Annotated in this window: 22 protein-coding genes; 10 read left to right on the top strand and 12 right to left on the bottom strand. The window is 59.0% G+C overall.

The features are described 5' to 3' along the window. The 5 genes from ACA057_RS12260 to ACA057_RS12280 are packed head-to-tail and all read right to left on the bottom strand — an operon-like array spanning position 1 to position 3,611. Positions 1-420: an SRPBCC family protein gene (locus ACA057_RS12260; protein WP_497348644.1), complete on the bottom strand. Its 420-nt coding sequence runs from the start codon at positions 418-420 to the stop codon at positions 1-3. Between the two features lie 28 nt (positions 421-448). Beyond that, entirely contained in the window at positions 449-1,741 is a 1,293-nt protein-coding gene (locus ACA057_RS12265; RefSeq protein WP_497348646.1) for an Nramp family divalent metal transporter, read from the bottom strand. 3 nt (positions 1,742-1,744) lie between these two features. Beyond that, entirely contained in the window at positions 1,745-2,119 is a 375-nt protein-coding gene (locus ACA057_RS12270; RefSeq protein WP_497348648.1) for a hypothetical protein, read from the bottom strand. Further along, positions 2,116-3,174, bottom strand: a complete 1,059-nt coding sequence (locus ACA057_RS12275) for an L-dopachrome tautomerase-related protein (RefSeq protein ID WP_497348650.1) — start codon at positions 3,172-3,174, stop codon at positions 2,116-2,118. Before ACA057_RS12275 ends, ACA057_RS12270 begins: the two co-directional genes overlap by 4 nt. Beyond that, positions 3,171-3,611 carry a cupin domain-containing protein gene (locus ACA057_RS12280; RefSeq protein WP_497348652.1) on the bottom strand — a complete coding sequence of 147 codons (441 nt, stop codon included), beginning with the start codon at positions 3,609-3,611 and terminating at the stop codon, positions 3,171-3,173. The genes ACA057_RS12275 and ACA057_RS12280 overlap by 4 nt, the downstream gene beginning before the upstream one ends. Positions 3,612-3,904: 293 nt before the next feature. On the opposite strand from ACA057_RS12280, the gene ACA057_RS12285 reads away from it, so the two are divergent. The 6 genes from ACA057_RS12285 to ACA057_RS12310 all read left to right on the top strand — a co-directional run bounded on the left by ACA057_RS12285 (position 3,905) and on the right by ACA057_RS12310 (position 12,747). Continuing rightward, entirely contained in the window at positions 3,905-4,999 is a 1,095-nt protein-coding gene (locus tag ACA057_RS12285) for a zinc-dependent alcohol dehydrogenase family protein (RefSeq protein ID WP_497348654.1), read from the top strand. Positions 5,000-5,010: 11 nt separating this feature from the next. Continuing rightward, entirely contained in the window at positions 5,011-6,489 is a 1,479-nt protein-coding gene (gene gabD / locus ACA057_RS12290; protein ID WP_497348656.1) for an NADP-dependent succinate-semialdehyde dehydrogenase, read from the top strand. A 295-nt stretch (positions 6,490-6,784) separates the two neighbouring features. Beyond that, entirely contained in the window at positions 6,785-6,922 is a 138-nt protein-coding gene (locus ACA057_RS12295) for a hypothetical protein (RefSeq protein WP_168187333.1), read from the top strand. Positions 6,923-7,119: 197 nt separating this feature from the next. Continuing rightward, positions 7,120-8,193 (top strand): efflux RND transporter periplasmic adaptor subunit, encoded by a 1,074-nt coding sequence (locus ACA057_RS12300; protein WP_497348659.1) that lies wholly within the window; start codon positions 7,120-7,122, stop codon positions 8,191-8,193. After that, the gene (locus ACA057_RS12305) at positions 8,190-11,372 is read left to right on the top strand and encodes an efflux RND transporter permease subunit (protein ID WP_497348661.1); all 3,183 of its coding nucleotides are present in this window, start codon (positions 8,190-8,192) and stop codon (positions 11,370-11,372) included. Before ACA057_RS12300 ends, ACA057_RS12305 begins: the two co-directional genes overlap by 4 nt. Continuing rightward, positions 11,365-12,747 (top strand): efflux transporter outer membrane subunit, encoded by a 1,383-nt coding sequence (locus ACA057_RS12310; RefSeq protein ID WP_497348663.1) that lies wholly within the window; start codon positions 11,365-11,367, stop codon positions 12,745-12,747. The genes ACA057_RS12305 and ACA057_RS12310 overlap by 8 nt, the downstream gene beginning before the upstream one ends. A 127-nt stretch (positions 12,748-12,874) precedes the next feature. Here ACA057_RS12310 and ACA057_RS12315 read toward each other — a convergent pair whose 3' ends face one another. From ACA057_RS12315 to ACA057_RS12345, 7 genes are all read right to left on the bottom strand, one after another. Beyond that, positions 12,875-14,182: an MFS transporter gene (locus tag ACA057_RS12315; RefSeq protein WP_497348665.1), complete on the bottom strand. Its 1,308-nt coding sequence runs from the start codon at positions 14,180-14,182 to the stop codon at positions 12,875-12,877. Between the two features lie 138 nt (positions 14,183-14,320). Then, positions 14,321-15,301 carry a transketolase family protein gene (locus tag ACA057_RS12320; protein WP_497348667.1) on the bottom strand — a complete coding sequence of 327 codons (981 nt, stop codon included), beginning with the start codon at positions 15,299-15,301 and terminating at the stop codon, positions 14,321-14,323. Between the two features lie 2 nt (positions 15,302-15,303). Beyond that, complete coding sequence (locus ACA057_RS12325; RefSeq protein WP_497348669.1) at positions 15,304-16,191, bottom strand: transketolase; 888 nt, start codon at positions 16,189-16,191, stop codon at positions 15,304-15,306. 108 nt (positions 16,192-16,299) lie between these two features. After that, positions 16,300-17,391, bottom strand: a complete 1,092-nt coding sequence (locus ACA057_RS12330) for a glycerol dehydrogenase (RefSeq protein WP_497348671.1) — start codon at positions 17,389-17,391, stop codon at positions 16,300-16,302. 129 nt (positions 17,392-17,520) lie between these two features. Then, positions 17,521-18,213, bottom strand: a complete 693-nt coding sequence (locus ACA057_RS12335; RefSeq protein ID WP_497348673.1) for an SDR family NAD(P)-dependent oxidoreductase — start codon at positions 18,211-18,213, stop codon at positions 17,521-17,523. 30 nt (positions 18,214-18,243) lie between these two features. Continuing rightward, positions 18,244-19,044: a shikimate dehydrogenase family protein gene (locus ACA057_RS12340; protein ID WP_497348675.1), complete on the bottom strand. Its 801-nt coding sequence runs from the start codon at positions 19,042-19,044 to the stop codon at positions 18,244-18,246. Between the two features lie 15 nt (positions 19,045-19,059). Next, entirely contained in the window at positions 19,060-20,664 is a 1,605-nt protein-coding gene (locus tag ACA057_RS12345; protein WP_497348677.1) for a GMC family oxidoreductase, read from the bottom strand. Between the two features lie 223 nt (positions 20,665-20,887). Here ACA057_RS12345 and ACA057_RS12350 point away from each other — a divergent pair, with 223 nt between their 5' ends. From ACA057_RS12350 to ACA057_RS12365, 4 genes are all read left to right on the top strand, one after another. After that, entirely contained in the window at positions 20,888-22,039 is a 1,152-nt protein-coding gene (locus ACA057_RS12350) for a glycerol dehydrogenase (RefSeq protein WP_497348679.1), read from the top strand. A 41-nt stretch (positions 22,040-22,080) separates the two neighbouring features. Further along, entirely contained in the window at positions 22,081-23,253 is a 1,173-nt protein-coding gene (locus tag ACA057_RS12355; protein WP_497348681.1) for an iron-containing alcohol dehydrogenase, read from the top strand. Between the two features lie 125 nt (positions 23,254-23,378). After that, positions 23,379-24,656, top strand: coding sequence for a carbohydrate porin (locus ACA057_RS12360; RefSeq protein ID WP_497348683.1), 1,278 nt, complete (start codon positions 23,379-23,381; stop codon positions 24,654-24,656). Between the two features lie 139 nt (positions 24,657-24,795). Continuing rightward, positions 24,796-26,301, top strand: a complete 1,506-nt coding sequence (locus ACA057_RS12365; RefSeq protein WP_497348685.1) for an aldehyde dehydrogenase — start codon at positions 24,796-24,798, stop codon at positions 26,299-26,301. The last annotated feature ends 43 nt before the right edge of the window (positions 26,302-26,344 follow it).

Here is a 26,344-nt window from a genome sequence, read left to right on the forward strand (position 1 = left end):
TCAGTCCCGGGACTCGATGACGGCCTTCAGGCGTTGCAGCCCTGTGCGATAGAGCGCCTCGAAATGCGCGACGACCTGCGCTTCTTCTGCGCCCTGGACAAGAAAGGTGCTGGACCAGGATGCCAGCGTCCCGCCTTTGCCATCGTTCTGCGCTGACATCGTGCCGACATAATCAACGACCGGAGACGGGCCTTCGAGCAGGGCATAGCTGTAGTGCTTTGCATCCTCGTCGAAGGTGAGCAAGCGCTCGACAATGATCGCGCCATCGGCGGTTGTCAGGTGACGCAGGCGTCCGCCGTCGCTCAAGCTGCTGCTGGCGATGACGTCCAGCCAGCGGGGAAGCCAATCGAATCCACCGAGAAGCGACCAGACGTCTCCGGCAGGGCGTGCAATGGTAATCGAGACACGGACTTCACTCATGTTTTCACCTGTAGTGGGAGGAGGGTATTCAAAGCACGACTGATGCAACCAGCCAGAGATTGGCAGCGCTGATCAGCAGGAAAATACACCAGGCCATGACGGCGACCGGGCGTGAGATAACAAAGTTGCCCATCAGCGTTTTATCGCGGGTGAAACGAATCAACGGATAGACCGCAAACGGCAGCTGTACAGACAACACCACCTGAGAAAGCACCAACAGATCACCTACCGCGGCGTCGCCAAGCCAGAGGATCCCGCACAACGCGGGCACCATGGCCAGCAGACGAGTGACGACGCGCTGCTTCCACAATGAAACCCTCAGTTTCAAGAACCCTTCGAGCACAACCTGGCCAGCGAGGGTGCCGGTCAACGTCGCGCTTTGCCCCGAGGCGAGCAGTGCCAGGGCGAACAGCACGGCGGAAAGGGCCACACCGGTGAGAGGTGTCAGTAGTTGATGGGCTTGCTCGATCCCGCCGATATCCGTGTGTCCGCTGTCGTGGAAGACGGCGGCAGCCACCAGCAGAATGGCAACCTGGACGGCTGCCGCAATTGAAAGCGCGCGGATCGTATCGTTGGAACCCCGGCGCAGGGATAGCTTTACCTGCTCACTGTCCGGTGTAGCGCGGGTGGACCGGGCCAGTGATGAGTGCAGGTATAGATTGTGGGGCATGACGGTGGCGCCGATGATGCCCACCGCAATGAACAGCGCCCCTGGCTCAGCCAGCGTGTCCAATGAAGGAATGAACCCCTGGAACAGGGCGTTTGTATCGAGTGTGATCAGTGCCAGCTCAATGGCAAAACACAGGACAATGATCGCCACCAGTACCAGGACAATCTTCTGCACTCGGCCATTGGCGGCTCCCTTCACACCCAGGATGACCAGCGTACTGATAGCGGTCAGCACGATGCCGACGCTCAGCGGCAGGTTGAACAGCAGTTTGAACGCCAATGCTGCACCCAACACTTCGGCGATGTCGGTGGCGATGATGGCGATCTCCGCCATTGCCCAGTGCGCAAGTGTGGCTTGTCGCCCATAGCGAAGACGGCAGGTCTGGGCAAGATCCTGACCTGTGACGACGCCCAGACGCAGGGCGAGTGTTTGCAAAAGCATCGCCGCCAGGCTCGACAACACCACCATGAACAGCAGGCTGTAACCGAATTGAGCACCCGCGGCGATACCGGTGGCCCAGTTGCCGGGGTCCATGTAACCCACTGCGATCAACAGCCCCGGGCCCATCAATAGCGAAAGGCGTCCGGGCACCGGTGATTGCTGGGCGGCGGGCACGTCGGGTCGTTCCGACAAAGAATTCTGTGCCGTCATCGATCAATGCGTCCTGTGAGGCCAGGGACGATGGGGCAGGCGCGCCAGCACCAGGGAATGAATGAACAGCAGAAGGCCGGCAACCGAGAGGGTCGCAGATTCGTTCCCGCTCAAAGAGTGGGCTGACAACAAAAACACCAGCGCTGCCATTTGGGTCAGCAGACGCTGGGCCAGCGAAGCCCGTCTAATCCTCGGCACCTCGAACAAACGGCTAGGCCAAGCGTCTGGTCTGGCTCGGGAGAACGTTAAGGCGGCGATGGCCACCACGACGTAGATGCAGACGCCCATAGCGGCAGTGCCTCCAGTCAGCACGAAAACGATGGCGCTGACCGTGAGCAGCAGCGCAATAACAACGAATGCAACGCGGTTATGGCTCATGGTGCTTCGCTCGATCCCATCGGTGCATCCACCCGCAAACGCAAAACATGGAACGGTGGCTGACTGGCGTCCTCACCTGCATTGAGCAAGGGATGACGGTGCAGTTGGTTGGCCGTGATGTAGAGCCATTTTCCTTGGGCATCGAGTTCGACTCCATCCGGCCAGCCGAGCAACTGCTCGTCCTTGGCCAGAATGCGGTAGCCTGCCGGAGAGGCCAGCCCGATCGCGTTGCTGGCAATGTCGGTCACGTAGACGTTGCCCTCTGCGTCGACATCAAAACCATCGCAATGCGGTTTCTCGCACCAGTACTCTACAGCTTCGTCCTGAGGTGTGACGCCTGCCGGTTGTGCGAGGATTTCGGTGGCAATCCGATAGACCTTGCGTGCCGACATCGAGCCGAAATAAACCCAGCGGCCCAACGGATCGATGGCGATAGGATTGAGGCCATAGCGATAAGGAATGACTTCGCCTTCTGGCGTACGCAGCGAAAGCGGTTTTCCGTCGACCATCAGCGGCACATCGCCGGGCATCAACCCTGGGTAACACTCCAGTGATCGCCACGAAAGACCCGTTTGCAAGTCGACCACGACAATGGCCGGATAGTCGCTCTCGCCAGAAGGGTTCATCGTCATGTCTGCGATGTAAATGCGCTGACGTCGCCAGTCGATCACAAAGTCTTGGGTGAATGAGCTTGGGCGGAGCACATTCTGCGGCAGCACGATCAGGCGTTGCAGCCGGTTCTCGTGGTCATTCCAGGCAATGAGCCGCGGCTGTTGCTGCGGGCCGCCCATATCGAGTATCCAGACGATGCCCTCGGGGTCGGTACGGATGCCGATCACGGCGGACATCCCGCGGCCATCCGCTGTGGGCTTACCTGCCCAGGTTTCATTGGGGTAAGCCGGGTGTTGACCGTCTTGGGCCACCGCGCGCACTGAAATGTCCGGTGCGATGATGGCAGATACCGATACCAGCACTCGCCCGTCGGGCATGACGGTTGGATTCCCCGGCCGCTCGACCGGGAATGTCGCAAAGATCTCTAGTGGATGAGCGTTCATGACAGTGGCTTGACGAAAGAGGCCGCGGTGCCGGCAGTCGGATCGACGAAGATGATGTCGCTGGGGTCGCGTCGTGGCGTGTCGACCGAGACCATGAACAGCGGGTGTTCGAGGATCTCTGGCATGCCGTGGATGGTGAACCTCTTGAAGAACAGCATCTCGCCCGGACCCACTTCGAACGGTTCACGGTCACCCATGAAAAAGCGCGCGCGCCCAGACATGATGATGAGGTACTCATCACAGGTTGCATGATAGTGGGCAGGCGTCGGGTGGTAGACCCGGAAAACCCGTCCGCTGGCTTCGTCTTCGTCGGTCAAACGGGTATCAACCAAGAGTGTGTCAGCGGTCTCGGGGAACGTTTTGACGATCGCATTGAGATCGAACGAGGCGTGAGGTGCGGCCTCTACCAGTTTTTTTCGGGTGATTGCTTCGGACATCTTGAAACCCTCATTCAGGCGCTCTTTTGAGGAACGCTGTGATGTTGTTTGTGGGTTCAGGATAAGCATTGGGCGGGTAGCGGAGAACGCAGTGACCGCGCACAAGATCTGAGAATTCAAATAACAACTGTGTGGGTCCGGTGGCGTTGGTTTTGCGAATTCAATTCCAAACAGCTACGCCCGGCGATGCATTTCTGAGGCGCAGGGTGTGCGGCATAGTGATGAGTACTCACTATCGAGTCCAGCTGCGTCGGAGACACAAGATGCAAGTCAGAGCTGCTGTTCTAAGACACATGAATGTTGCCCCACCTTATGCACAGAGCAAACCGATTGTGATCGAGACAATCGAACTGGCACCACCGGGACCGGGAGAAGTGCTGGTGCGTATCCGCGCCGCCGGCCTTTGTCATTCCGACCTGTCGGTGATCAATGGCGACCGCCCTCGGCCGATGCCCATGGCGCTCGGCCATGAAGCGGCAGGCGTTGTCGAAGCGCTGGGTGAAGGGGTCAGTGACCTCGAGCCGGGTGATCATGTGGTCATGGTGTTCATGCCCAGTTGCGGCCATTGCCTGCCTTGTGCAGAAGGTCGTCCAGCCCTCTGTGAACCTGGAGCAAAAGCCAACGCGGCCGGGACGTTGATCAACGGCTCGGTGCGGTTGAGCAGCCCGGCAGGTCATGTCCACCATCATCTGGGCGTTTCGGCGTTTGCCGAGTACGCCGTGGTATCGCGTAACTCCGTGGTCAAGATCGACCGCGATTTGCCCTTTGTAGAAGCTGCGCTCTTTGGTTGCGCGGTGTTGACCGGGGTTGGCGCCGTGGTCAATACCGCGCAATTGCGCGTGGGCTCGACTGCCGTGGTGATTGGCCTGGGCGGTGTCGGCCTGGCTTCAGTGCTAGGTGCAAGAGCTGCCGGGGCGAGCAAAATCATTGCCGTTGACCTGTCACCGGAAAAGCTCGCCCTGGCCAAAGAAGTCGGTGCAACAGCCGTGGTCAACGGTGGCGACCCGGATGCTGTCGAGCAAGTACGGCAACTGACCGGTGGCGGCGCCGACTACGTTTTCGAAATGGCCGGTTCGATCCGGGCACTCGATAACGCCATGAAAATGACCAAGCGAGGAGGCATGACCGTGACCGCCGGCCTGCCGCCACCCGGTTCGGCACTGCCGGTCAATGTTGTCCAGTTGGTGGGCGAGGAACGCACGCTCAAGGGCAGCTACATCGGCACCTGTGTGCCGCTGCGCGACATTCCGCGCTTCATCGAGCTCTATCGCGATGGTCGCTTGCCGGTGGATCGACTGCTCAGCGGCCGGCTCAAACTGGAAGACATCAACGAAGGTTTCGACCGACTGCACGATGGTAGTGCGGTCCGTCAGGTCATTGAATTTTGAGGAGCGACAGCATGGCCGATACAAACTTCCTGGCAACGCTCGACGACCCTGCGTTGTTCCGTGAGGCGAACTTCATCAATGGCCAGTGGCTGGAGGTTGGCGAGGGGCGCAGCATCACCGTGACTAACCCGGCCACCGGCAAGATACTGGGGCGCGTACCTTCACTTGGGGCCGCTGAGACTGCCCAGGCCATTGCCGCCGCCAAACACGCGCAACCAGCGTGGCGAGCGCTTACCGCCAAAGAGCGCGCGGTAAAACTGCGCCACTTGTTCGAGTTGATGATCACCCACCGCGAAGACCTTGCGCGGATCATGACGGCCGAGCAAGGCAAGCCGCTGGCCGAAAGTCGTGGCGAGATTACCTATGCCGCGTCTTTCATTGAATGGTTCGCGGAGGAGGGCAAGCGTGTTTATGGCGATACCATCGCCTCCCATTCTACGACCAGCCGAATCATTGTTCAGAAAGAACCCATCGGCGTGTTTGCGGCGATTACCCCGTGGAACTTCCCCGCCGCGATGATCACCCGCAAGGCCGGGCCAGGCTGGGCAGCCGGTTGCACCGGTGTGCTGCGTCCTGCTGGTCAGACACCTTTTTCGGCGATTGCCATTGCAGTATTGGCCGAGCGCGCCGGTCTGCCTGCTGGCGTGTGCAACGTGATTACGGGGCCGGGCAGTGAAATCGGGGCCGAACTGACCTCCAACCCGGACGTGCGCAAGTTGTCCTTTACCGGTAGCACCGAGGTCGGTGCCACACTGTTGGCCCAATGCGCGCCGACGATCAAAAAGACCAGCATGGAACTCGGCGGCAACGCCCCCTTTATCGTGTTTGACGATGCTGATCTGGATGCTGCGGTGCAGGGTGCGCTCGCGTCCAAGTACCGAAACGCCGGGCAGACCTGTGTGTGCGCTAACCGTCTGCTGGTCCAGGACGGTATCTATGATGCTTTCGCCGCCAAACTGAAAACCGCCGTCGAGGCCCTGAAAGTGGGCAGCGGATTTGAGGACGGTGTGACGATCGGCCCGCTGATTGACGACGCCGCCGTGCGCAAGGCCGAGGAGCATGTCGCCGATGCCGTTGAGCGCGGAGCCTCTGTCCTGGTGGGGGGTGAACGCCATCCGTTGGGGGGCAGTTTCTACCGGCCGACCATCCTGGTGAACGTGCCAAGGGAGTCGAAGGTGTTCCGTGAGGAGACGTTTGGTCCCGTGGCACCGCTGTTCCGTTTCAGTACCGAGGCGCAAGCCATCGAGATGGCCAACGACACCGAGTTCGGTCTGGCCTCGTATTTCTACAGTCGGGATATTGGAAGGATCATGCGCGTGGCCGAAGCGCTTGAGTGTGGCATCGTCGGGATCAATGAGGGGTTGATATCGACGGAAGTGGCGCCGTTCGGCGGGGTAAAATCGTCGGGACTGGGTCGTGAAGGTTCCAAGTACGGGATCGAAGATTATCTTGAGATAAAGTATCTCTGCCTGGGAGGTATTGACCGCTGATAGCTCGGGGAGATGGTCGACAGGCCATCTCCTGATTTTTTGAAAGTTAAATAATCCCGGTTTCTTTTTATTTATGTATTGATCCATCCTTAATAAGTGGCACTCAGCGGTGAATGCGTTTCACAAGTCATTGTCGTCTGGTGCCGGATCAGTGCGGTGGTATTTACAAAAGTCCTGTGCTAGAGCGCTCGCTCTTGTCTTTTAGTCAATATTGTTTTCGTATTCCTGCGGTTTATCTTCGGCGGGTGGTGCTGGAAAATCTATTCCATCTTAATCACTACCGAGATTGTCCCCCATGACGTACTTCAAAAAAGCCGTTGCCCTGCTGGCTACCCTGACTGCTCTTTCTGCATCTTTTTCAGTTCAGGCGGAAGAGTCTGGCGCCTTTGTTGATCGCAATAAAGCACTGAATGAGCGCGCTGTCGGAAGTTAATTAAGCCTGTTCTAAATAAATGAACTGTTGTTTTAGTTTTGCTAACTTCGGAGAGCACAAAAGTGAACTTGCATACAACGGGGGAACCGACAGTATCCCCAATCAAATCGAAGGTGATAAAAGGCGCGGCGTTTTCAGCGCTCAGCCTTGCGCTGATGGCGGCCTTGAGCGGTTGTGGTCCGGATAAAGACAGCAACGTGACCGCTGCCCCGAGCGTGACGGTCAGTCAGCCGGTCAAGTCGGTGATCACTGACTGGGACAGTTTTACCGGGCGCTTCGAGGCGACCGATTCGGTGGAGGTTCGCTCGCGGGTCAGCGGCTATCTGGAGAAAGTCGCGTTTCAGGATGGCGCCATCGTCAAGAAGGGCGACTTGCTGTTCGTGATCGATTCGCGTTCGTTCCAGGCTGCCGTGGTCCAGGCGCAGGGCAAGCTGTCTCAAGTGCGCTCGCAACTGGCACTCGCCGAGCAGGAATTCGCCCGGGCCAATGTGTTGATCGAATCGAAAACCATCGCCCGCAGTCTCTACGACCAACGCTTGCAGGCGCGTCAGGCGGCGCAAGCTGAAGTCCTGAGTGCCGAAGGTGCATTGACCAATGCCAAGCTGGAGTTGGAGTTCACCCGTATCACCGCGCCCATGAGCGGTCGCATTAGCCGCAAGCTGATCAGCGAGGGCAACCTGGTCAACGGCGGCAACAGCAGCGCCACGTTGCTGACCACCATCGTTTCGATTGACCCGATTGATATCTACTTTGATATCGATGAGCAGAGCTACCTCAAATACCGTCGCCAGGCGAAGACCGCTGCCAACCAGAGCCAGGTGCGGATTGCCTTGCCGGGTGAAGCCGAACCAAGCATGACCGGGCGCATGGACTTCATCGACAACCGACTCGACCCGTCCACCGGCACCTTGCGCCAGCGTGCCCGGGTCAGCAATAAAGACCTGCAGTTGAGCCCGGGGCAATTTGGCCGGGTGCAGTTCTCCAGCCAGGCGGCTTACCCGGCATTGTTGCTGCCGGACACCGCGATCACCGTCGATGCAACCCGCAAAGTTGTCTATGTGCTCAATGTGCAGAACAAGGTCGAAGTTCGCCCTGTAACGCTCGGCAAGCTGCATAACGGTTTGCGCGAAATCGCCAGCGGCTTGCAGGCACAGGACCGGGTGATTGTCGATGGCCTGCAACGCGTGCGGGCCGGTGATACGGCAACGGCTCAGGATCGTTCGCTGGCGCAGGCCGCGAAAGCGACGGGCAACCAGGAGGCGCCGCTATGAGCCTGGGACGAACGTCCATCGAACAACCGGTATTGGCGATTGTGCTGTCCATCGTCCTGATGATTATCGGTGGCCTGGCCTATCTGGTGCTGCCGACTTCCGAGTACCCGGACATTGCACCGCCCACTGTGGTGGTCACCGCGACCTATCCCGGCGCCTCGGCGCAGACGGTCGCCGAGACCCTGGCGATCCCCATCGAACAGGAGGTCAACGGCGTTGAAGACATGCTCTACATGTACAGTCAGGCGACTTCCGATGGCAGCCTGAACCTGACCGTGACCTTCAAGAGCGGCACTGATGTCGACAAGGCCCAGGTGTTGGTGCAGAACCGTGTGGCGCTGGCCACCCCGCGCCTGCCGGAACCGGTACAGCGCAGTGGTGTGACGGTGCGCAAGTCTTCGCCGACGCAGCTGTCGACGATTTTCATCTCGTCGCCGAAGGGCACCTACGATCAGTTGTATGTGTCGAATTTCGCGATCCGTAATGTCGCTGATGTCCTCAAGCGTATCGACGGTGTCGGCGACATCAACCCGCTGGGGGCTCGCGAATATTCAATGCGCATCTGGCTCGATCCAGAGCGCGTTGCGGCCTTCAACCTGACGCCGGCAGAGATCATCGCCGCCGTGCGTTCGCAAAACACCCAGGTGGCCGGCGGGGTGATCGCCCAGCCTCCGGTGGCGTCTCAGGCGTTTCAGCCAAACCTGATCTTCGAGGGTCGACTGAAAGAGCCTGCCGACTTCGACAACATCGTCCTCAAGTCGGGTACTGCCGGACGCCTTGTGCGTCTCAAGGACGTCGCACGCACGGAAATCGCCGGGCTGGCGTACGTCAACAATACCTATTACTTGCGTAACCCGGCGATCGGCCTGCAAGTGCTGCAACGTCCGGGCGCCAACGCGCTGGCGACGATGAAAGTGGTCGAAGAGACCATGGAGAAAATCGGCAAGGACTTCCCCGAAGGCATCGAATACAGCATCGGTTACAACCCGACTGCGTTTATTGCCGACAGTATCGGCGAGCTGGGCAAGACCATCTACGAGGCGGTCATCCTCGTGGTGCTGGTGATCATGATCTTTTTGCAAGGCTGGCGGCCGTCGATCATTCCGATCCTGGCCATCCCCGTGTCGCTGGTCGGCACCTTCGCGGTCATGGCGATGCTCGGTTACTCGATCAACAACCTGACCCTGTTCGGGCTGGTACTGGCCGTGGGGATCGTGGTCGACAACGCCATTGTGGTGGTGGAGAACGTCGAGCGACATCTGGCTGATGGCAAGAACCCGCTGGAAGCGACCATCGTGACCATGCAGGAAATCGGCGGCGCGTTGATCGCCATTACCCTGGTGTTGTGTGCGGTGTTTATTCCGACCGCGTTCATTCCGGGTATCTCGGGTGAGTTTTTCCGCCAGTTCGGGATCACGATTGCGGTGGCCACAGCGATCTCGCTGTTCAATTCGGTCACGCTGTCTCCAGCGTTGGCGGCGATGATTCTGCGTCGACATGATCCAGAAGCCCATCAGAAGCCGAAAAAAGGCGTCTTTGGTGTGCTCAAGCGTGCCGCTGATGGCTTCAACAGCGGCTTCCTGAAACTCTCTTCAGGCTACGCCGGCAGCGTGCGTGGCCTCGTGGCAAAAACTCCGTTGATGCTGGCGATCTACGCGGTGTTGATTGCCGCGACCGCTTATCTAATGGTGTCGACGCCCAAAGGCTTCATCCCGGTTCAGGATCGTGGCTACCTGGTGGTCATCGTGCAGCTCCCTGACGGTGCCTCTCTGGAGCGGACCAACGAAATCTCTCAGCAGATCGAGGCGATTGCCCTGGATGTGCCGGGTGTGGACCGAGTACCGACGTTCTCCGGTTTCTCGATGGTGACCGGTACCAGCTCATCGAACTCGGCCGGCCTGGCGCCCGTGTTCCAGCCGTGGTCCGTGCGTAAAGTGCATGGGTTGACGTCGGACAAGATCGCCGAAGACTTGCGTGAACGTTTGAAAGCGGTCAGCGGTGCAACGGTCATTGTCGCCACGCCACCACCGGTTCAAGGCTTGGGTAGCACGGGCGGCTTCTCCATGCGTTTGCAGGATACTGCCGGGCTGGGTACCGAAGCATTGGCCAAAGCAACCGACGACCTGATTGCTGCCGCCAACGCCACTCAAGGCATGACCGGCGTCTATTCACCGTTCTCGGCCCGGACGCCACAGGTGTTCGTTGAATTGGATCGTGAACGCGCCGAAATGCTGGGCGTGCCAAGTAGCCAGATCAACCAGGCCATCGAGACGTACTTTGGCTCGTCCTACATCAACGATTTCAACCTCGTGGGACGTACATATCGAGTGACGGCGCAGGCGGACTTGCCGTACAGGGTCACGCCAGAGGATCTGTCACGGGTCAAGGTGCGCAACGATGCCGGGCAGATGGTGCCGATTGCCAGCGTGACGCGTCTGCATGAGGCGCTGGGTGTGGAGCGATTCCCGCGCTACAACCTGTTTCCTACTGCGGAAATCAACGGCGATACGTTGCCGGGACTGGGTTCCGAGTTCGGGATCAAGACGATGGAACGTCTGGCTAATGAGACGCTGCCAGCCGGTATCACCTATCAGTGGACTGATCTGAGCTATCAGCAAACCACTGCCGGCAACATGGGCCTCCTGGTGTTCCCGTTGTGTGTGATTTTTGTCTACCTGGTACTGGCGGCACAGTACGGCAGCTGGAGTCTGCCACTGGCGATTCTGTTGATCGTGCCGATGTGTCTGCTGGCGGCTGCCGGTGGCGTACGTCTGATGGGGCAGGACATCAATATCCTGACTCAGATCGGTTTTATCGTACTGGTGGGACTGGCGGCGAAGAACGCGATTCTGATCGTCGAAGTGGCAAGGCAGCAGGAGAAAGAGGGGCAAGGCATCGTTGATGCGGTCGTCGAGGCGTGTCGTCTTCGCTTGCGACCGATTCTGATGACCTCGCTGGCCTTCGTCCTCGGTGTGTTGCCGTTGGTGATGTCCGAGGGCGCGGGTTCCGAGATGCGTCAGGCAGTCGGTTCGGCGGTGTTCTTCGGGATGATCGGCGTCACGCTGTTCGGTCTGCTGTTCACTCCGGTCTTCTATGTGTTGATCCGCCGAATGGCCGGTGGCGAGCGTCAGGCACAGTCTAAAACCAACCATTCTGAACAGGGTGAGGCCCATGAATAATTATCTCAGCGTTCCAGGCCTGGTACTTGGGGCCGCGCTACTGAGTGCCTGCGCCTCGCCGGTCATGCCGCCCAAGAGCGACTTGCCGGTCGACAGTTTCGTCAACGCTCAAACGGCTGTACCCGCCAGCGTGACAGACAATTGGTGGAAGCTTTATCAGGACCCGTTGCTCGACCGTCTGGTGGAGCGCGCCCTGGGGGAAAACCTTGACCTGCAGATTGCGTTGGCGCGGATCGATGCCGGGCGTGCACTGCGCAACATCGCCGGAGCTTCCGGCAGCCCTCAGGTCGATTTGGGGGCGAGTGTCGCTCGTCAGCGTATCTCGGCGGATCAGGCGGGTTTCACCGACTCGCTGATCACCGAGCCGACGTCACTGGGATTGAGTGCGGCCTGGGAAATCGATCTGTTCGGCCGCATCCGTGAAGGTGTGCGTGCTGCCGACGCCGACCTCAATGCGACCGAGGAAGAGGCGCGGGGCGTGCGGGTGGCGCTGATCACTGAAGTCGCCCAGGCCTATGCCGAGGCTCGCGGACTGGAGGAGCGCCTGGCGATCGTCAAGCAAAGTGCTGCCAGCCAGGCAGAAACCCTGCAGTTGACTGAGCAGTTGTATGCGGCGGGGGACAGTCCTGAAGCGGATTTGCTTCGCGCACGTTCGCAGTCGGACTCCACCGCCGCCCAAGTGCCAGCGCTGCAACTGAACTGGCAACGTTCGCTGCATCGCTTGTCGGTGCTGCTCGCCCAGTCGACCGAGACGCTTTATCAGCAGTTCAAGGAGAGTCCGGCGAAGATCTCGACGGTGTCGTTGCTGGACGCCGGTACGCCTGCGGATCTGTTGCGTCGGCGTCCTGACATACGCGCTGCCGAAGCACGCTTGATTGCGGCCTATGCGCGAGTCGGTGTGGCCAAGGCGGATCTGTTGCCGCGCTTGAGCCTGTCAGCGGCCCTGGGGGCTTTGATTGATGGTATGAGCGCCGCCAATCTGGCCAGTTCGACGTTCTGGTTGGCCGGGTTGAATGCCAGTGTGCCGGTGTTTGACGGCGGACGTCGGCGCAACGTGGTCGATCTTCGGGATGCCGAGGCGCGGCAGGCGTTGCTGAGTTATCGAGGCACCGTGTTGACGGCCGTTTCCGAGGTGGAGTCAGCGCTGGCTGCAGCCCAACGCAATGCCGAACGTCAGACTTTCCTGGCCAGTGCGGCCAGTCAAGCCAGCTCAGCTGCCGAGCAGATTCAGCGGGCATGGCGGGCCGGAGAGACGCCGTTCCTTGATGTATTGCAGGCTCAGCGGGTGCAACTGACGGCGCAGAATGCGCTGTCCCAGGTCAAGACCGCTCAGTGGCAGAATCAAGCGGCGTTGGTGAATGCGTTGGGCGGTTAACCGGGTTGTAGAACCTTCAAAACCTGTGCGGGAGCGAGCTTGCTCGCGAAAGCGGCCGGACATTCAACATCAATGTTGACTGACTTACCTACTTCTCGGGCAAACCCGCTCTCACAGGTCAATCATTTCAGATTTTGTCGATCGGCACACCGTGGTTGTTTTTCCACATCAACACCACGGCACTGGCAATGACCGCGACAACGATCAAATAGATATTGAACATCCAGCCAATGTTTTCCGAGTACAGCCAGGTCGTCAGATAGGAGGCTGTACCACCGAACACCGCGACGCCCAGAGAGATACATACCCCAAACATTCGAGTGCGATAGCGAGTCGGAATCTGCTCCGAGATCGAAGCCGGTTTGCAACCGGTGATAAAGGCCACCAACAACAAGCCTGCAGTCTGCGCCACCATCAAAGTCCACGGTTCGCTGGAAATCAGACCCCACAGCGGAAACAGCGTGGCGGCAATCCCCAGCAAGGAAATCAACGCTGAAATCTTCCGCCCCCACAGGTCCGATATCCAACCGGAGATCGGCAGGAATATCAGGTAAATGACCTGTGCAATGCAGCTCATGGTGAACGCGCTGCGCGGGTCCATGCCTTTGACGCTGATGGCGTAGATCGAAGCCGAGGTGACCCAGGTGTAGTAGGTCAACGTGGCACCGGCTTCATAAAGAAACAGACGAACGCCGTGCTGGATGATCTTCCCACGGCTCCATGCTGGCGCTGTCGATTCACCGCCAGCGCTTGGCGAATGTTCGCTTTCCATCATGTTGCGACGCAGCCACAAGGCGAAGACGGCCAGCAGGCCACCGGTTGCGAAGGGGATACGCCAGCCCCATTCCTGCATTTCACTTGACGACAACAATGACGTCAGCAATGCCATGTAGAACGTCGCCAGCAACGAACCGCAGCCAACGGCGATAAACACAGTGCTTGACCACAGTCCTCGGCGTTTGGGTGGCGCGATTTCAGCGATGTAGGCATAAGAAGTGGTGGTTTCACCGCCATGGGCAAAACCTTGTACCAGCCTGGCCAGCAACAAGAGTCCTGAAGCCCAACTGCCAATCGAATCATAGGAGGGAATAAAGGCGATCAGCAGACTCGCGCCAGCCATCAACAACATGGTGCTGAGCAACACCATGCGTCTGCCCAGTTTGTCGGCCAGGATGCCGAAGAAGATGCCGCCAATCGGCCGTAACAGAAACCCGGCGGCAAATACCGCCAAGGTGTTTAGCAGGGCAGAAGTGGCGTTGCTTTTATCGAAGAGTGCGGCGGCGATGTAGACCGATGCCACGGTGTAGATTGTCCAGTCGAACCACTCCAGTAAGTTGCCGATGCCGGTGGCCATCAATGACTTTCTGCGCAAGGACGTATGTGTTTTGCCTTGCCCGATCGAGTAATCGGACAGGGTCTCGGTGATGTTATTCATTGTTGGCTCCGAGATGTTTCATGAACCACGGGACGTGGCGGGTGACGATGGGGGTGCGTAAGGCTCCCTGAAAAAAACGTGGTTTTCAGTCCAGTAAAAATCCCCTGTGGGAGCGTGCTTGCTCCCACAGGGCGGGTATCAGGCGTTGAGGTGTGCCAACGCCACCTCCTCGATCCCGGCTGCATCGAGCTTGTAGTGTTCGTACAAGTGCGTCGGCGGAGCGATCAGGCTGTATTCGTCGTAGATTCCGTGGCGCTTGAGCTTCACACCAACGCCTTCGTCCGCCAGGACTTCGGCCACCGCAGCGCCCAGGCCGCCGAGCACGTTGTGCTCCTCTACCGTCATCATGCGTTTGCTGCGCGCCGCCGCCCGCAGGATTGCGTCACGGTCGATCGGCTTGATCGACGCCATGTCGATCACACCCACGGAACGGCCTTCAGCGTTCATTTTGCGAGCGGCGGTGAGGGCCGCATGCACGGTGATGCCGCAGGCGATGATGGTCAGCTCTTCACCTTCGATATGCTCATGGGCCTTGCCGAATTCGAAGACAACGCCATCCTCGTAAACAATCGGGTCACGACCACGGCCAATTCGGAAATACACCGGTTTGTCATAAGTGGCCGAGGCTTTGATTGCCGCGACCAGTTGTGGGCCATCAGCCGGTGAAACCACCGCCAGGTCCGCGATCGAACGCATGGTCGCAATGTCTTCAGTGGCGTGGTGCGAAGTGCCGTAGAAACCCAGAGAAATACCCGTGTGGTGACCGATCAACCGCACCGGTTGCGCCGAGTAGGCAACGTCCATGCGGATCTGCTCACAACACAGCAGGCCGAGGAACGAAGCAAAGGTCGCCACGAACGGCATCACGCCACAGGTAGCCAGGCCAGCAGCGGCGGTCACCATGTTCTGTTCGGAGATACCGAACTGCAGGTAACGCTCAGGGTACTCACTGGCAAATTTGTTCAGGCCGTTGGAGTACTGCAAGTCAGCCGAGCCGGCCATCACCGGGTAGCCGGCCTTGGTCAGCTCGATCAGCGCGTCGGACAAATAAGACAGGCCCGGGTTGAGCGCGTTGAGGCCACGGTACTGCCAGGAATTGGGGGAAAGAGGGGCATTCATGATCAGATCTCCATGGCTTCAATTTCAGCGATAGCGCGTTTGGCGTCTTCCGGGTCGAGGTAACCGAGGTGCCAGCCAGGTTCGGTTTCCATGTAGGAAACACCTTTGCCTTTGACGGTCTTGGCAATGATGCAGACCGGTTTGTCGCGGGTTTCATCGGCTTTCACCCGACGCAGGGTTTCAGTCACTTCAGCAATGTTGTGCCCGTCGATGACATGAACTTCCCAACCAAAAGCTCGCCACTTTTCGTCCAGCGGTTCGATGCCGATCACGTCGTCCACTTGGCCGTCGAGCTGGAAGCCGTTGCGGTCGACAATCGCGATCAGGTGTTTGGCTCTGTGGTGAGCCGCACTCATCGCGGCTTCCCACACCTGACCTTCTTGCATTTCACCGTCGCCGAGCATGACGAACACGTCGTAGACTTCGCCGGTGAAACGCTGGGCCAGGCACATGCCCAGACCGCCGGAGAGGGCGTGGCCAATGGAGCCTGAGGAGAAGTCGATGCCGGGCACTTTGCGCATGTCAGGGTGATCGCCCAGAGGGCTGCCCAGGCGGGTGTATTCATCGAGCCACTCCTTGGGGAACACGCCAAGGTCCGCAAGAATCGGGAACTGGCCCACGGCGGCGTGGCCCTTGCCCATCAGGAATCGGTCGCGTCCTGGCCACTTCGGCTCATCGGGGCGAATAGTCATCACGTCGTAGTAGAGCGCAGAGAACAACTCAGCGGCGGAGAACACCGAGGTGTAGTGGCCGGTCTTGGCGATTTCAATCAGGCGAATAGTTTCAAGCCGGACGAATTTCGCCCGGTCTTTCAACTTGATAACCGTCTCGGGGGAAGGCACAAAATTGCTGGCTTTCCACTGTTCGAGTGTTTTGCGGGGTGCAGACATCTCTACCTCCAATCACAGGCATGAATTTGTTGAAGTTGAATCTCAGTGGCGGGGCTTGAACTTCAACGGGGTGGTTGTGGGTTCAATCGTCGATGTTTCAGTGGGTGTTCAGTGGGTCAACCCTTCGAGCGCGCGCATCGCCGCGATCAGTTCGTCGCACGTCAGTACGCCGCCCGAAACGGAGGCAAAGTTGCGGGCGTGAGGGGCCTTCAGGGTGGGTTCGGCCACCCGCATCAACACCGAATCGTCGACGCTGAGTACGCCTAGTTCGGTCAAGTTGCGTGGCAAGCCGATACGTTGATAGAAGCTCAACATATCGCCCATGAGTTCGGCGTCGCGGTCTTCCAGAACCAACTGCACCAGCAAGCCATACGCCACTTGCCAGCCATGAACCTGCTGTTGCGCGCCAGGGATTTTCGACAGCCCGCGCGTCATCGCGTGGGCAATGGACAGGCCACCGCTTTCGAACCCCAGGCCGCTCATCAAAAGCACGGCTTCAACCAAGTGATCAAAGGCAACAGTCACCTCGCCAGTACCGGCCTGGGCCAGCGCCGGTTCGGCGTATTTGCGAATGATGTGATAACACTCGCGCGCCAGCACCAGCCCCGACAGCGCGGGGCGTGCGCCAAACATGTTCACGCCACCGGATTTGTAGCACTGCTCGGCTTCGAACTTTTTGGTCAGGGCATCGGCGATACCGGCCAGCAAAAACTGACGCGGTGCCTGGGCAATCAGTGAGGTGTCCACCAGCACGTAGCGAGGACTGACGAGCAGGTGACCGACTTCGCTCAGTTGATGATGAGCGTCGTAGACCACGTAGTTCTTGGAGGTTGGGGCGTCGTTGGACGCCACGGTGGGCATGGTGATCAGCGCACGACCCGAGGTGTGGGCGAGGGCTTTGCCGGCGTCGATGCACTTGCCGCCACCGACGGCCAGGATCATGTCGAACTCAATCTCCGAGGCGGCCATCCTCAGGCCGGCAATCCCATCGGCAGTGATCTCGCCGTCGAAGGTGATGTAGTGCAACTCGACATCGGATTGCGCACAGGTGTCATCGAGTCGTTGCCGGATAAGGCCCAGCACATAACTGTCGATGACCACCACGGCCTTGCGTCCGCAGTGCGCCAGATAAGTACCCGCCTCAGCGAGCACTTCAGTGCCCTGGACGTACCGTCCGGGCGAGCCGAAAACCAGATTCATTCAGCACCTCTCACTTCACTGCTTATTGTTATTCGAGGCTCGGCGACAGGGTGCCGACGCCTCGGTCTTGTTGTGATGCATGATATATCATGTTTTTAAACGGTCAAGCACCCAAGCGACGAGATGACGTCAGGCGATCGAATACCCGCCATCTACCGGCAACGTTGTGCCCGTCACGTAGCGCGCGTTATCCGACACCAGGAAGGCGATTACATTGGCGATGTCTTCCGGTGCTCCCCAGCTTTTCATCGGAATGCGCGCCAGGATACCTTCCGAGCGGACCGGGTCTTCAAACGCACGACGCGACAGATTCGTCAGAATCCAGCCCGGCGCGACGGCATTGGCCCGCACGCCATCGGTCGCCCACGCCACCGCCATGCAGCGTGTCAGTTCGGAGATGGCCGCTTTGCTCGACGCGTAGGCCGGGGTCTTGGCGGAGCCGAAAATCCCCCACATCGAGGCGAAATTCACCACCGCACCCCGAGCAGCCTTCAGGCCGGGCAGGGCGGCGTTGGTGATGCGCAACACGGCGGTGAGATTGACGTCCATGACGCGACTGAAGCCTTCGAGCTCCCACTCACGATTGTGGTCAATGATACCGGCGGCGTTGACGATGGCGTCGACGCGCTCGAACTGCTCGAAGAACACGGTTACTGCCTCGTCGTTGGTCACGTCCAGTTCCTGGTAGTGAATGCCCTCGATGCGTTGCTCGGGTTCACCGAGCCCTACGGTGAATACTTCATAGCCGTCCGCGTGCAGGCGTTGTGCCGTAGCGAGGCCGATGCCGGAGCCGCCGCCGGTCACGATTGCAGTCTTTTTCATGGTTTTTCCTTATGTCTGAGAGGAGGGCGTTTAAACGCCGGTTTTGGAAAACAGAAACTCGGCCAGCAGATCAATCTGGCCAGTGATCATGTGCGCGCCTTTATGGATGATGCAGCCACGCTCGGCGGCGGCGCGCAGCAGCGGCGTGATGTCCGGGTTCATCACCACTTCGCCGACCACCGTGCCGGGGGCGAGCGTCTCGATGGGCAGTGGCAGTGGGTCCTCGGCTTTGAGACCCAGCGCGGTCCCGTTAATCACCACATCGAACCCCGTCGCGTCGGCGGGGCCTGCATTGATCTGCCGATCAGGGAAAAGCTGCCGCAGTTCGCGCGCCAGTTCTTCGGCCTTGGCCGGTGTGCGGTTGCTGATTACCAATTCTTGAATCGCTTCGGCGAGCAATGCATGGGCTATGCCCGTGGCCGCGCCCCCCGCACCCAGTAACAGGACACGTTTGTGACTCAGGTCATGACCTTGTTTTTTAAGGCCGCCGACAAAACCGTCACCGTCGAACATGCGCCCGCTGAAGCGCCCATCAGGCAGACGTTTGGCGACGTTGCACACCTTCAGCAGACTGGCCGTGCCTTTAAGTTCATCACACAACTTCGCCACCTCCAGCTTGTGCGGAACGGTGACAATCACGCCCGCCAGGTTTTCGATTCCGCGCAATCCTTCCCACGCCGTGGCCAGGTTGGCCGGTGAGACTTCCCAAGGCACCAGCACGCCGTCATGACCGAGGCGCTCCAGCAATGGGTTGAAAAACTCAGGGGTGCGCAGGTGTTTGGCCGGGTAAGTCAGATGAACGACTACTTTGGTTTTACCGCTGATAGGCACAACGAAATTCCTCTTTCAAAGGTGGGATGCGAAGGCTGGCAACGGGGCTCGCCCGAGGATCATGTCCGCGGCTTTTTCACCGATCATGATGGACGGTGCATTGGTATTGCCGGAGATCAGATTGGGCATGATCGAGGCATCGACCACCCGCAGATTTCGCAGGCCGCGAACGCGCAGTTGCGGGTCGACCACGGCCATGTCGTCGTCACCCATCTTGCAGGTGCCGACCGGGTGGTAGACGGTCTTGGCGCGCTGGTTGATGTAGCTCAGCAACGCTTCATCGCTGCGCACGCTCAGTCCCGGGAAAACCTCTTCGCCGGTGTACGCACGCATGGCCGGTTGCGCGAGAATTTCCCGTGACAGGTTCAAGCCCTTGATCGCGACACGCCGGTCTTCCGGGTGGGCGAAATACCGCGGGTCAATGCGCGGCGGCGTTCCAGCCTTGTTGTCGCCCAGGCGGATTTCGCCGCGGCTCATGGGGCGTAGTACGCAGGTATTTATGGTCGCGCCGGGCTTTTTGATGGCCTCCTGATCGAGGTCGAAAAACACGATGGGCACGAAATGCATCTGAGCATTCGGTCGTTCCTGTGGGTTGTCGGTGTTGACGAACGCACAGGCTTCGGTGACGTTCGAACTGACAGGACCACTGCCAAACATCAAGTACTGCAGGCCGTTCTTGACCGTGTTGAAGGCATTGTCCTGGCCGTAGTAACCGTACTTGCCGTGGCAATAGGCAATGGTGCCGACTTCCGCATGGTCTTGCAGGTTCTGGCCGACGCCGGGTAATTCATGCAGCAACGGGATGCCATGGCGTTCAAGTTCTTCAGCCCGGCCGATACCGGACAGCATCAACAACTTGGGTGACTGAATGGCGCCCGCGCTGAGGATCACTTCTTTACTGCCACGGGCGTGGACCCGCTGGCCTTTATGGGTGTACTCGACCCCCATGGCCTGATCACCCTCGATCAGGATGCGTTGCACTGTGGCGTCGGTGACGACCGTCAGACGATCGGATTTTTCCGCTGCGCGCAGGTACGCCACGGCGGCGCTGCAGCGGCGATTGTTGCGAGCGGTGATCTGGTTAAAGCCGACGCCGTTCTGGCGTTCGCCATTGAAGTCGGGCGTGAAGGGGATACCGGCCTGCTGCGCGGCACGCACAACCCCACGGGACAACTCGCACACTTGCTTGAGGTCCGAGACACCCAGCGGGCCACCGGTAGCGTGGTAACCATTGTCGAAGCGCTCATTGTCTTCGGCACGCTTGAAGTACGGCAGCACTTCGCGAAACGACCAACCGTCGCAGCCTGCGCCAGCCCAGTCGTCGTAATCCTCGTGCTGGCCGCGGATATAAATCAGCGCATTCACCGAGCTCCCACCGCCCAGCACCCGACCCTGGGGAAGAATGCGCTTGCGCCCGTCCATGGCCGTTTGCGGTTGGGTTTCGTGGCGCGACAACAGTGAGCTGGACAGCAGCCGGGTGAATCCGGCGGGGATGTGGATCAGCGGATGAGTATCTCGAGGGCCGGCCTCAATGAGCAGAACCGAGGCGCCGGCCTCGATCAGGCGGCCGGTCAACGCGCAGCCCGCTGAACCGCCTCCAATGACAACGTAATCGTGCATGCCTTCCTCCGAACAGTGTTGTTCTTATTTTCATGCATCATATATCTTGGTGCCCCCCAAGCGTCAATCCCGGGTTTTTCACGGCGGTGCGTCTCGCAAAAAAGCGCTTGGTAGTTGAAAATTAAATATGATATATCATCGATCCGCCGAGAGCTGAGTCTCTCGCAAACGTCCTCAAAGCAATAACAAAAAGCCTCCACGACGAGGCCAGGATGACGATGACATGACTCAAATGTTTGCTGCACCCGGCCGCTATATCCAGGGCTACAAGGAGCTTGATCGACTGCACCGGCATGTGGCCTGGTTCGGTCGGCGTTTTTTAGTGATCACCACCCAGGGCCGCCTCGACAGCCTGAGACAGACCCTGAGTGCCAGTTTCGATGCCGAACTCACGCAACTGCACTACGGCATTTTTTCCGGCGAAGTGACGCGTCAGGAAATCCAGCGGCTGACGGCAAGCATCAATACCCTTGAATGCGACGGGGTGATTGGTGTCGGCGGGGGCAAGGTGCTCGACGCCGCCAAAGCCGTTGCCAATCAGGCCAAGGTGCCGCTGTGCATCGTGCCTACCATCGTTTCCAACGACGCCCCCACCAGTTCACTCTCGGTGCTGTACACCGAAGCGGGAGCGTTTGATGACGTCCTTTTCTATGAACGCAGCCCGGATGTGGTGGTGGTCGATACCTGGATCATCGCCCAAGCCCCGGTGCGCCTGTTAGTGGCCGGAATGGGCGATGCACTGTCGACGTATTTCGAAGCACGCACCTGTGTTGAGTCGGACCGGGACAATTTTCTCGGTAACGCCGGTGCCGGGATGAAGGCGGGCGGCGGCGGTGCCAAGTCGACGCTGACCTCAATGGCCATCGCCGAGCTGTGTTATCGGGTACTGCTGGAGGATGGTCTGCAAGCCAGGCGCGCCGCGGAAAACCAATGCGTGACCAAAGCCTTCAACCGTGTGGTCGAAGCCAATGCGCTGATGAGTGGCATCGGCTTTGAGAGCAACGGCGTGGCGACAGCCCATGCGGTGTATTGCGGGTTCAGTGAACTGGGTGCCCGGGCGACGATGTACCACGGCGAGTACGTGGCCTTCGGCGTTCTGGTGATGCTGGTGCTGGAAGGCAAATCCAGTCGTGAGCTGGATACGGTGCTGAGGTTCTGCCTGAGTATCGGTTTGCCGGTTACCTTCGAAGACCTGGGCCTGGCCGATATCACCGCGCAAGAACTCGATTGCGTGGCGCGCACTGCTGCCGACCCCAATCAGACCAGCAAGGTCGAACCGTTCGAAGTCACTTTCGATGAAATGAAAGCGGCCCTGATCGCCGCGAGCGATCTGGGCGAACTCTATAAAAAAGGCGGGTCGTTGCTGATCGGTTGAGACCGTTGGCAGTGCACTTTCCACAACCCAAAGGTGATCTGATGAAAGCATTTCAGGCAAGTCTGCCGTTGACCCTGGATTTCGAAGTCGGGGCGATCAAGCGCATGGGTGAAAAGGTCGAGCCGTTCGGCAAAAAGGTCTTTTTGATGGTTGATCCGTTTCTTCAGGGCAGTGACCTGGTGGCGCAAATTTCCGGCAGTTTTACCGAACGCGGCATTGAGTTTGTCGAGTTCTACGACATCGTGCCCAACCCTCGGCATACCACGATCGATCGTGCGGTCGAGCTTGTTCGCAACGCTGGTTGCGATGTGGTGGTGGCGGTGGGCGGCGGCAGCGCTATCGACTCGGCCAAAGCCGTGGCTTTCGTTGCCGTTCATGGCGGAAGCTGTTGGGACTATACCGAGCGCCTGGGCGAGGCCGTCACCCGCCCGAAAAGCCGTGGGCTGCCATTGTTGGTGGTGCCGACCACCTCCGGCACCGGCACCGAAGCGACCCCTTTTTCGGTGATCAATAACCCTGAACTGGGTCTCAAATGCGCCATCGTCAACCCGTTCATCTACCCCGATGTCGCCTTGATCGATCCACAGATTCTGGTTTCGAAACCGCCGAAGTTGACCGCGTTGACCGCTGTCGACACCTTCTGCCACGCGCTGGAGGCGTACATCAGCATCCACTGCACGCCGTGGGTGGAAATGGTTGCTCTGGAGTCGATACGTTTGTTCGCCGCCAATGCCCTGCGGTGCGTAAAGCACGGCGATGACCTGGAGGCCCGCGCACGCATGGCCTTTGCCTCGACCCTCGGCGGCATGGCGATAGCAAGTGCCGGCGTAACGGTTTCCCATGCCTTGGGCCAACCGTTGGGGGCGATGACTGATGCGCCGCATGGCGGCACTGTCGCGGCCAGTACGCCTTATGTCATTGGCTGGACGCTGCCGGTATGTGCCGACAAGTTCGCGCGCGTGGCCGGGATCCTTGACCCGTCGACGCTGGGCCTTTCCGAGATTGAACGCGCCGAGTGCCTTCCCGACATCTTGAAAAAACTGTTCAGCCAGTTGGGTGTGACCGACACTTTCCGCAGCTACGGCTTGCGCCCGGAGCAGATCGATGATTTCGCCCAGACCGTATGGACCAGTTTCAACCAGGACCTGGCTTGTCATCCGAAACAGATCAACAGCAAAGAGGAGGTCGCCGACATAGTGAGAATGTGTTTCTAGCCGAAGTCTCTGTCACGAAGTTCTAAAGAATGTTGATTGACCGACCCGTCAGTTGGGTTGGCGGGGTTTTGCATGCTCGAAAAACACTAAGACCAACAATAAAAATAGTTTCGGGAACAATAATAATGACCAACAAAACGATAGTTGCCGTCGGACTTTTGAGCGCCTGCGTATTACCGGGTGCTCATGCAGCCAGTTACTCGCCGAATAATTTTCTGCTGGGGGATTGGAACGGTGAACGCACCCGCTTGCATGAGCAGGGTGTTGATTTTCAGCTGAACTACGTTAACGAGTTGGCCTACAACACCCAGGGCGGCGACGAGCACAAAGGGACTTACAGCGATCAGCTGATGATTGACACCAACTTCGATTTACAGAAGTTGTTGGGCTGGCAGGGGGCGAGTTTTCGCATGACCTTCAGCAATCGCAACGGCGAAAACTTGACCGCTGAAGCCGGGACCAACACCTTGTTGGCGGCCCAGGAAATCTACGGTTACGGCAGCGTTACCCGCTTGGTGCAGTTCTATTACCAACAGGCGTTACTGGATGATCGACTGGTGGTGAAACTCGGGCGCTTACCCATGAGCGGCGACGTATTTCCGTTTTCCTGCAAGTTTCAAAACCTGACGTTCTGCGGCGCGGTGCCCGGTTACATCACACCGAACTGGTTCACCTGGCCGGTCAGCCAATGGGGGGGCGCGGTGGCAGCGAAGCTGACTGACGAACTGTTCGTCAATGCTTCGCTGTATCAGGTCAACCCGCGCTTTACCGAAAACTCCCAAGGCCTGAATTTTGGCAGCCCGTCCGGCACCACCGGTTATCTGGCGGTCGGCGAGTTGGCCTGGAAGCCGACCCTGAACGGCTTGCCCGGCAGCTATCGAGCAGGGATCTGGCGCAATACCGGTGACTTCAACGATGTCTACCACGACGTCAATGGCCAGCCCATCGGCCTGACCGGCGATGCGCCGGATCAGCACGATCAGGCCAACGGTTACTACGCCATGGCCGAGCAACGGGTGTATCAGGATCCGAATAACAGTGCCCGTGGCCTGACCCTGTTTGCCAATTTCATTCAATCGGATCGCGACGTGTCCTACGTGGAAAAGGTCTTTCACGTCGGCGCGTTTATCACCGGCCCGTTTGCCGCGCGTCCGCAGGATGAAATCGGCCTGGCAATCGGTCGTCTCGAGGTGAATTCACAATCCGCCAAGCGCGTCCGTCAGCAAAACGCATTCACCCAACCGGCACCGGACACTGAATACCCGATGGAGTTGTACTACGGCGTCAGCGTGACACCGGCCCTGACCCTGCGGCCCAACGTGCAATACGTCGTCAATCCTGGCGGGCTGAGTGGGGATAAAAGCGTCGTGGTGTTCGGACTGAAAACCGAGGTCAGTTTCTAAAGGATTACACGGTTTAACGAACAGAACTTGTGAAGAAAACACCCTGATTCAGGGCATTTCTTCGCTTGCGATTTCAATAATGCATGATATATCGTCGTTGGGCGCCTACGCCTAAAATAAAAACAGGAGACGCAACAGCATGAACACTCTCGTTGATATCGCTGCGGTCCAGCAGCGTGTCGCCGCCCTTAACCTGCCAGGGCAAGCCTTCATCAATGGCCGTTTTGTCGACGCCCTGAGTGGAGAAACTTTTGCCAATATTTCCCCGCGCAACGGCCAGGTGCTGAATTACGTCGCGTCCTGCCAGGCCGAAGACGTCGATGTCGCCGTGAAGATCGCCCGCCAGGCGTTCGATAGCGGCGTGTGGTCGCAATTGGCACCCAAGGAGCGCAAAAAAGTCATGCTGCGTTTTGCGGCGTTGTTCGAGCAACACATGACCGAACTGGCATTGCTCGAGACGTTGGACATGGGCAAACCCGTGTCCGAAAGCGCCGGTTTCGATGTACATGCGGTGCTCGAATGCCTGCAGTGGTATGCCGAATGCTGCGACAAGGTCTACGACGAAATCGCCCCATCGGGACCAGGCGCGCTGGGGATGATTACCCGCGAAGCCATTGGCGTGGTCGCTGCCGTGACCCCGTGGAATTTCCCCATGTTGATGGCGATGTGGAAAGTTGCCCCAGCCCTGGCAATGGGTAACTCGGTAATCCTCAAACCGGCCGAACAATCGCCGTTGACCGCACTACGTATCGCCAACCTGGCCGCGCAGGCGGGCATTCCACCGGGTGTGTTCAACGTGCTGCCGGGGTTCGGTCCTACCGCAGGCCGTGCCTTGGGCCTGCACATGGATGTCGATACGCTGGTGTTCACTGGCTCCGGTGAAGTCGGCAAATTGTTCCTGCAGTACTCCGGCCAGTCGAACATGAAACGGGTTTGGCTGGAGTGTGGCGGCAAGACCCCGAACATCATTCTCAATGACTGTCGCGACCTGGAAAAAGCCGCCGCCACCGCTGCCAAATCCATGTTTTTCAACCAGGGAGAAGTGTGTGTAGCGCCTTCGCGCCTGATTGTCGAGCAAGGCATTCGCAAGGAGTTTGTTGCCGAAGTCTTGAAGGTGGCGCGGACCATCGCCGTCGGCGACCCACTCGACCCGGCCACGCAGTTGGGTGCCATGGTCGACAAGGCGCAGATGGATCGCGTGCTCGGTTACATCAAGAAAGGCTCGGAAGAGGGCGCCCGCATCATCCTCGGAGGTGAACGTGCCAGCGGCGCCTTGGCCGATGGCTTCTTCATCCCGCCGACGATCTTCGACAATGTCACTAACGACATGACCATCGCCCGGGAAGAAATATTCGGGCCAGTGCTGTCGGTGATCAACGCCAAGGATCACCTGGACGCCGTGCGCATCGCCAATGATTCGCCCTATGGCCTGGCCGCCAGTCTCTGGACCAGCGACCTGTCCCGTGCCCACTCGATCATCCGCTCTCTGCGCGCCGGCAGCGTCTGGGTCAACTGCTTCGACGGTGGCGATATCACCATGCCGTTTGGCGGGTACAAGCAATCGGGCAACGGGCGCGACCGCTCGCTGCACGCACTGGACAAGTACTCGGAACTTAAATCCGCCTGGATCGATTTGCAGGCCTGAGCCTTAAACGAGAAATCGGTGCTGTTTGAAACAAACAGCACCT

The organism is Pseudomonas sp. LBUM1661 (assembly GCF_059695925.1).

What these genes read in the sequence shown, in the direction of transcription:
- ACA057_RS12275 (WP_497348650.1), bottom strand. Translation starts at nt 3,174, where the DNA reads ATGAACGCTCATCCACTAGAGATCTTTGCGACATTCCCGGTCGAGCGG.
- ACA057_RS12310 (WP_497348663.1), top strand. Translation starts at nt 11,365, where the DNA reads ATGAATAATTATCTCAGCGTTCCAGGCCTGGTACTTGGGGCCGCGCTA.
- ACA057_RS12270 (WP_497348648.1), bottom strand. Translation starts at nt 2,119, where the DNA reads ATGAGCCATAACCGCGTTGCATTCGTTGTTATTGCGCTGCTGCTCACG.
- gabD (WP_497348656.1), top strand. Translation starts at nt 5,011, where the DNA reads ATGGCCGATACAAACTTCCTGGCAACGCTCGACGACCCTGCGTTGTTC.
- ACA057_RS12355 (WP_497348681.1), top strand. Translation starts at nt 22,081, where the DNA reads ATGAAAGCATTTCAGGCAAGTCTGCCGTTGACCCTGGATTTCGAAGTC.
- ACA057_RS12295 (WP_168187333.1), top strand. Translation starts at nt 6,785, where the DNA reads ATGACGTACTTCAAAAAAGCCGTTGCCCTGCTGGCTACCCTGACTGCT.
- ACA057_RS12360 (WP_497348683.1), top strand. Translation starts at nt 23,379, where the DNA reads ATGACCAACAAAACGATAGTTGCCGTCGGACTTTTGAGCGCCTGCGTA.
- ACA057_RS12350 (WP_497348679.1), top strand. Translation starts at nt 20,888, where the DNA reads ATGACTCAAATGTTTGCTGCACCCGGCCGCTATATCCAGGGCTACAAG.
- ACA057_RS12285 (WP_497348654.1), top strand. Translation starts at nt 3,905, where the DNA reads ATGAATGTTGCCCCACCTTATGCACAGAGCAAACCGATTGTGATCGAG.
- ACA057_RS12345 (WP_497348677.1), bottom strand. Translation starts at nt 20,664, where the DNA reads ATGCACGATTACGTTGTCATTGGAGGCGGTTCAGCGGGCTGCGCGTTG.
- ACA057_RS12325 (WP_497348669.1), bottom strand. Translation starts at nt 16,191, where the DNA reads ATGTCTGCACCCCGCAAAACACTCGAACAGTGGAAAGCCAGCAATTTT.
- ACA057_RS12265 (WP_497348646.1), bottom strand. Translation starts at nt 1,741, where the DNA reads ATGACGGCACAGAATTCTTTGTCGGAACGACCCGACGTGCCCGCCGCC.
- ACA057_RS12305 (WP_497348661.1), top strand. Translation starts at nt 8,190, where the DNA reads ATGAGCCTGGGACGAACGTCCATCGAACAACCGGTATTGGCGATTGTG.
- ACA057_RS12365 (WP_497348685.1), top strand. Translation starts at nt 24,796, where the DNA reads ATGAACACTCTCGTTGATATCGCTGCGGTCCAGCAGCGTGTCGCCGCC.
- ACA057_RS12315 (WP_497348665.1), bottom strand. Translation starts at nt 14,182, where the DNA reads ATGAATAACATCACCGAGACCCTGTCCGATTACTCGATCGGGCAAGGC.
- ACA057_RS12335 (WP_497348673.1), bottom strand. Translation starts at nt 18,213, where the DNA reads ATGAAAAAGACTGCAATCGTGACCGGCGGCGGCTCCGGCATCGGCCTC.
- ACA057_RS12260 (WP_497348644.1), bottom strand. Translation starts at nt 420, where the DNA reads ATGAGTGAAGTCCGTGTCTCGATTACCATTGCACGCCCTGCCGGAGAC.
- ACA057_RS12330 (WP_497348671.1), bottom strand. Translation starts at nt 17,391, where the DNA reads ATGAATCTGGTTTTCGGCTCGCCCGGACGGTACGTCCAGGGCACTGAA.
- ACA057_RS12280 (WP_497348652.1), bottom strand. Translation starts at nt 3,611, where the DNA reads ATGTCCGAAGCAATCACCCGAAAAAAACTGGTAGAGGCCGCACCTCAC.
- ACA057_RS12320 (WP_497348667.1), bottom strand. Translation starts at nt 15,301, where the DNA reads ATGAATGCCCCTCTTTCCCCCAATTCCTGGCAGTACCGTGGCCTCAAC.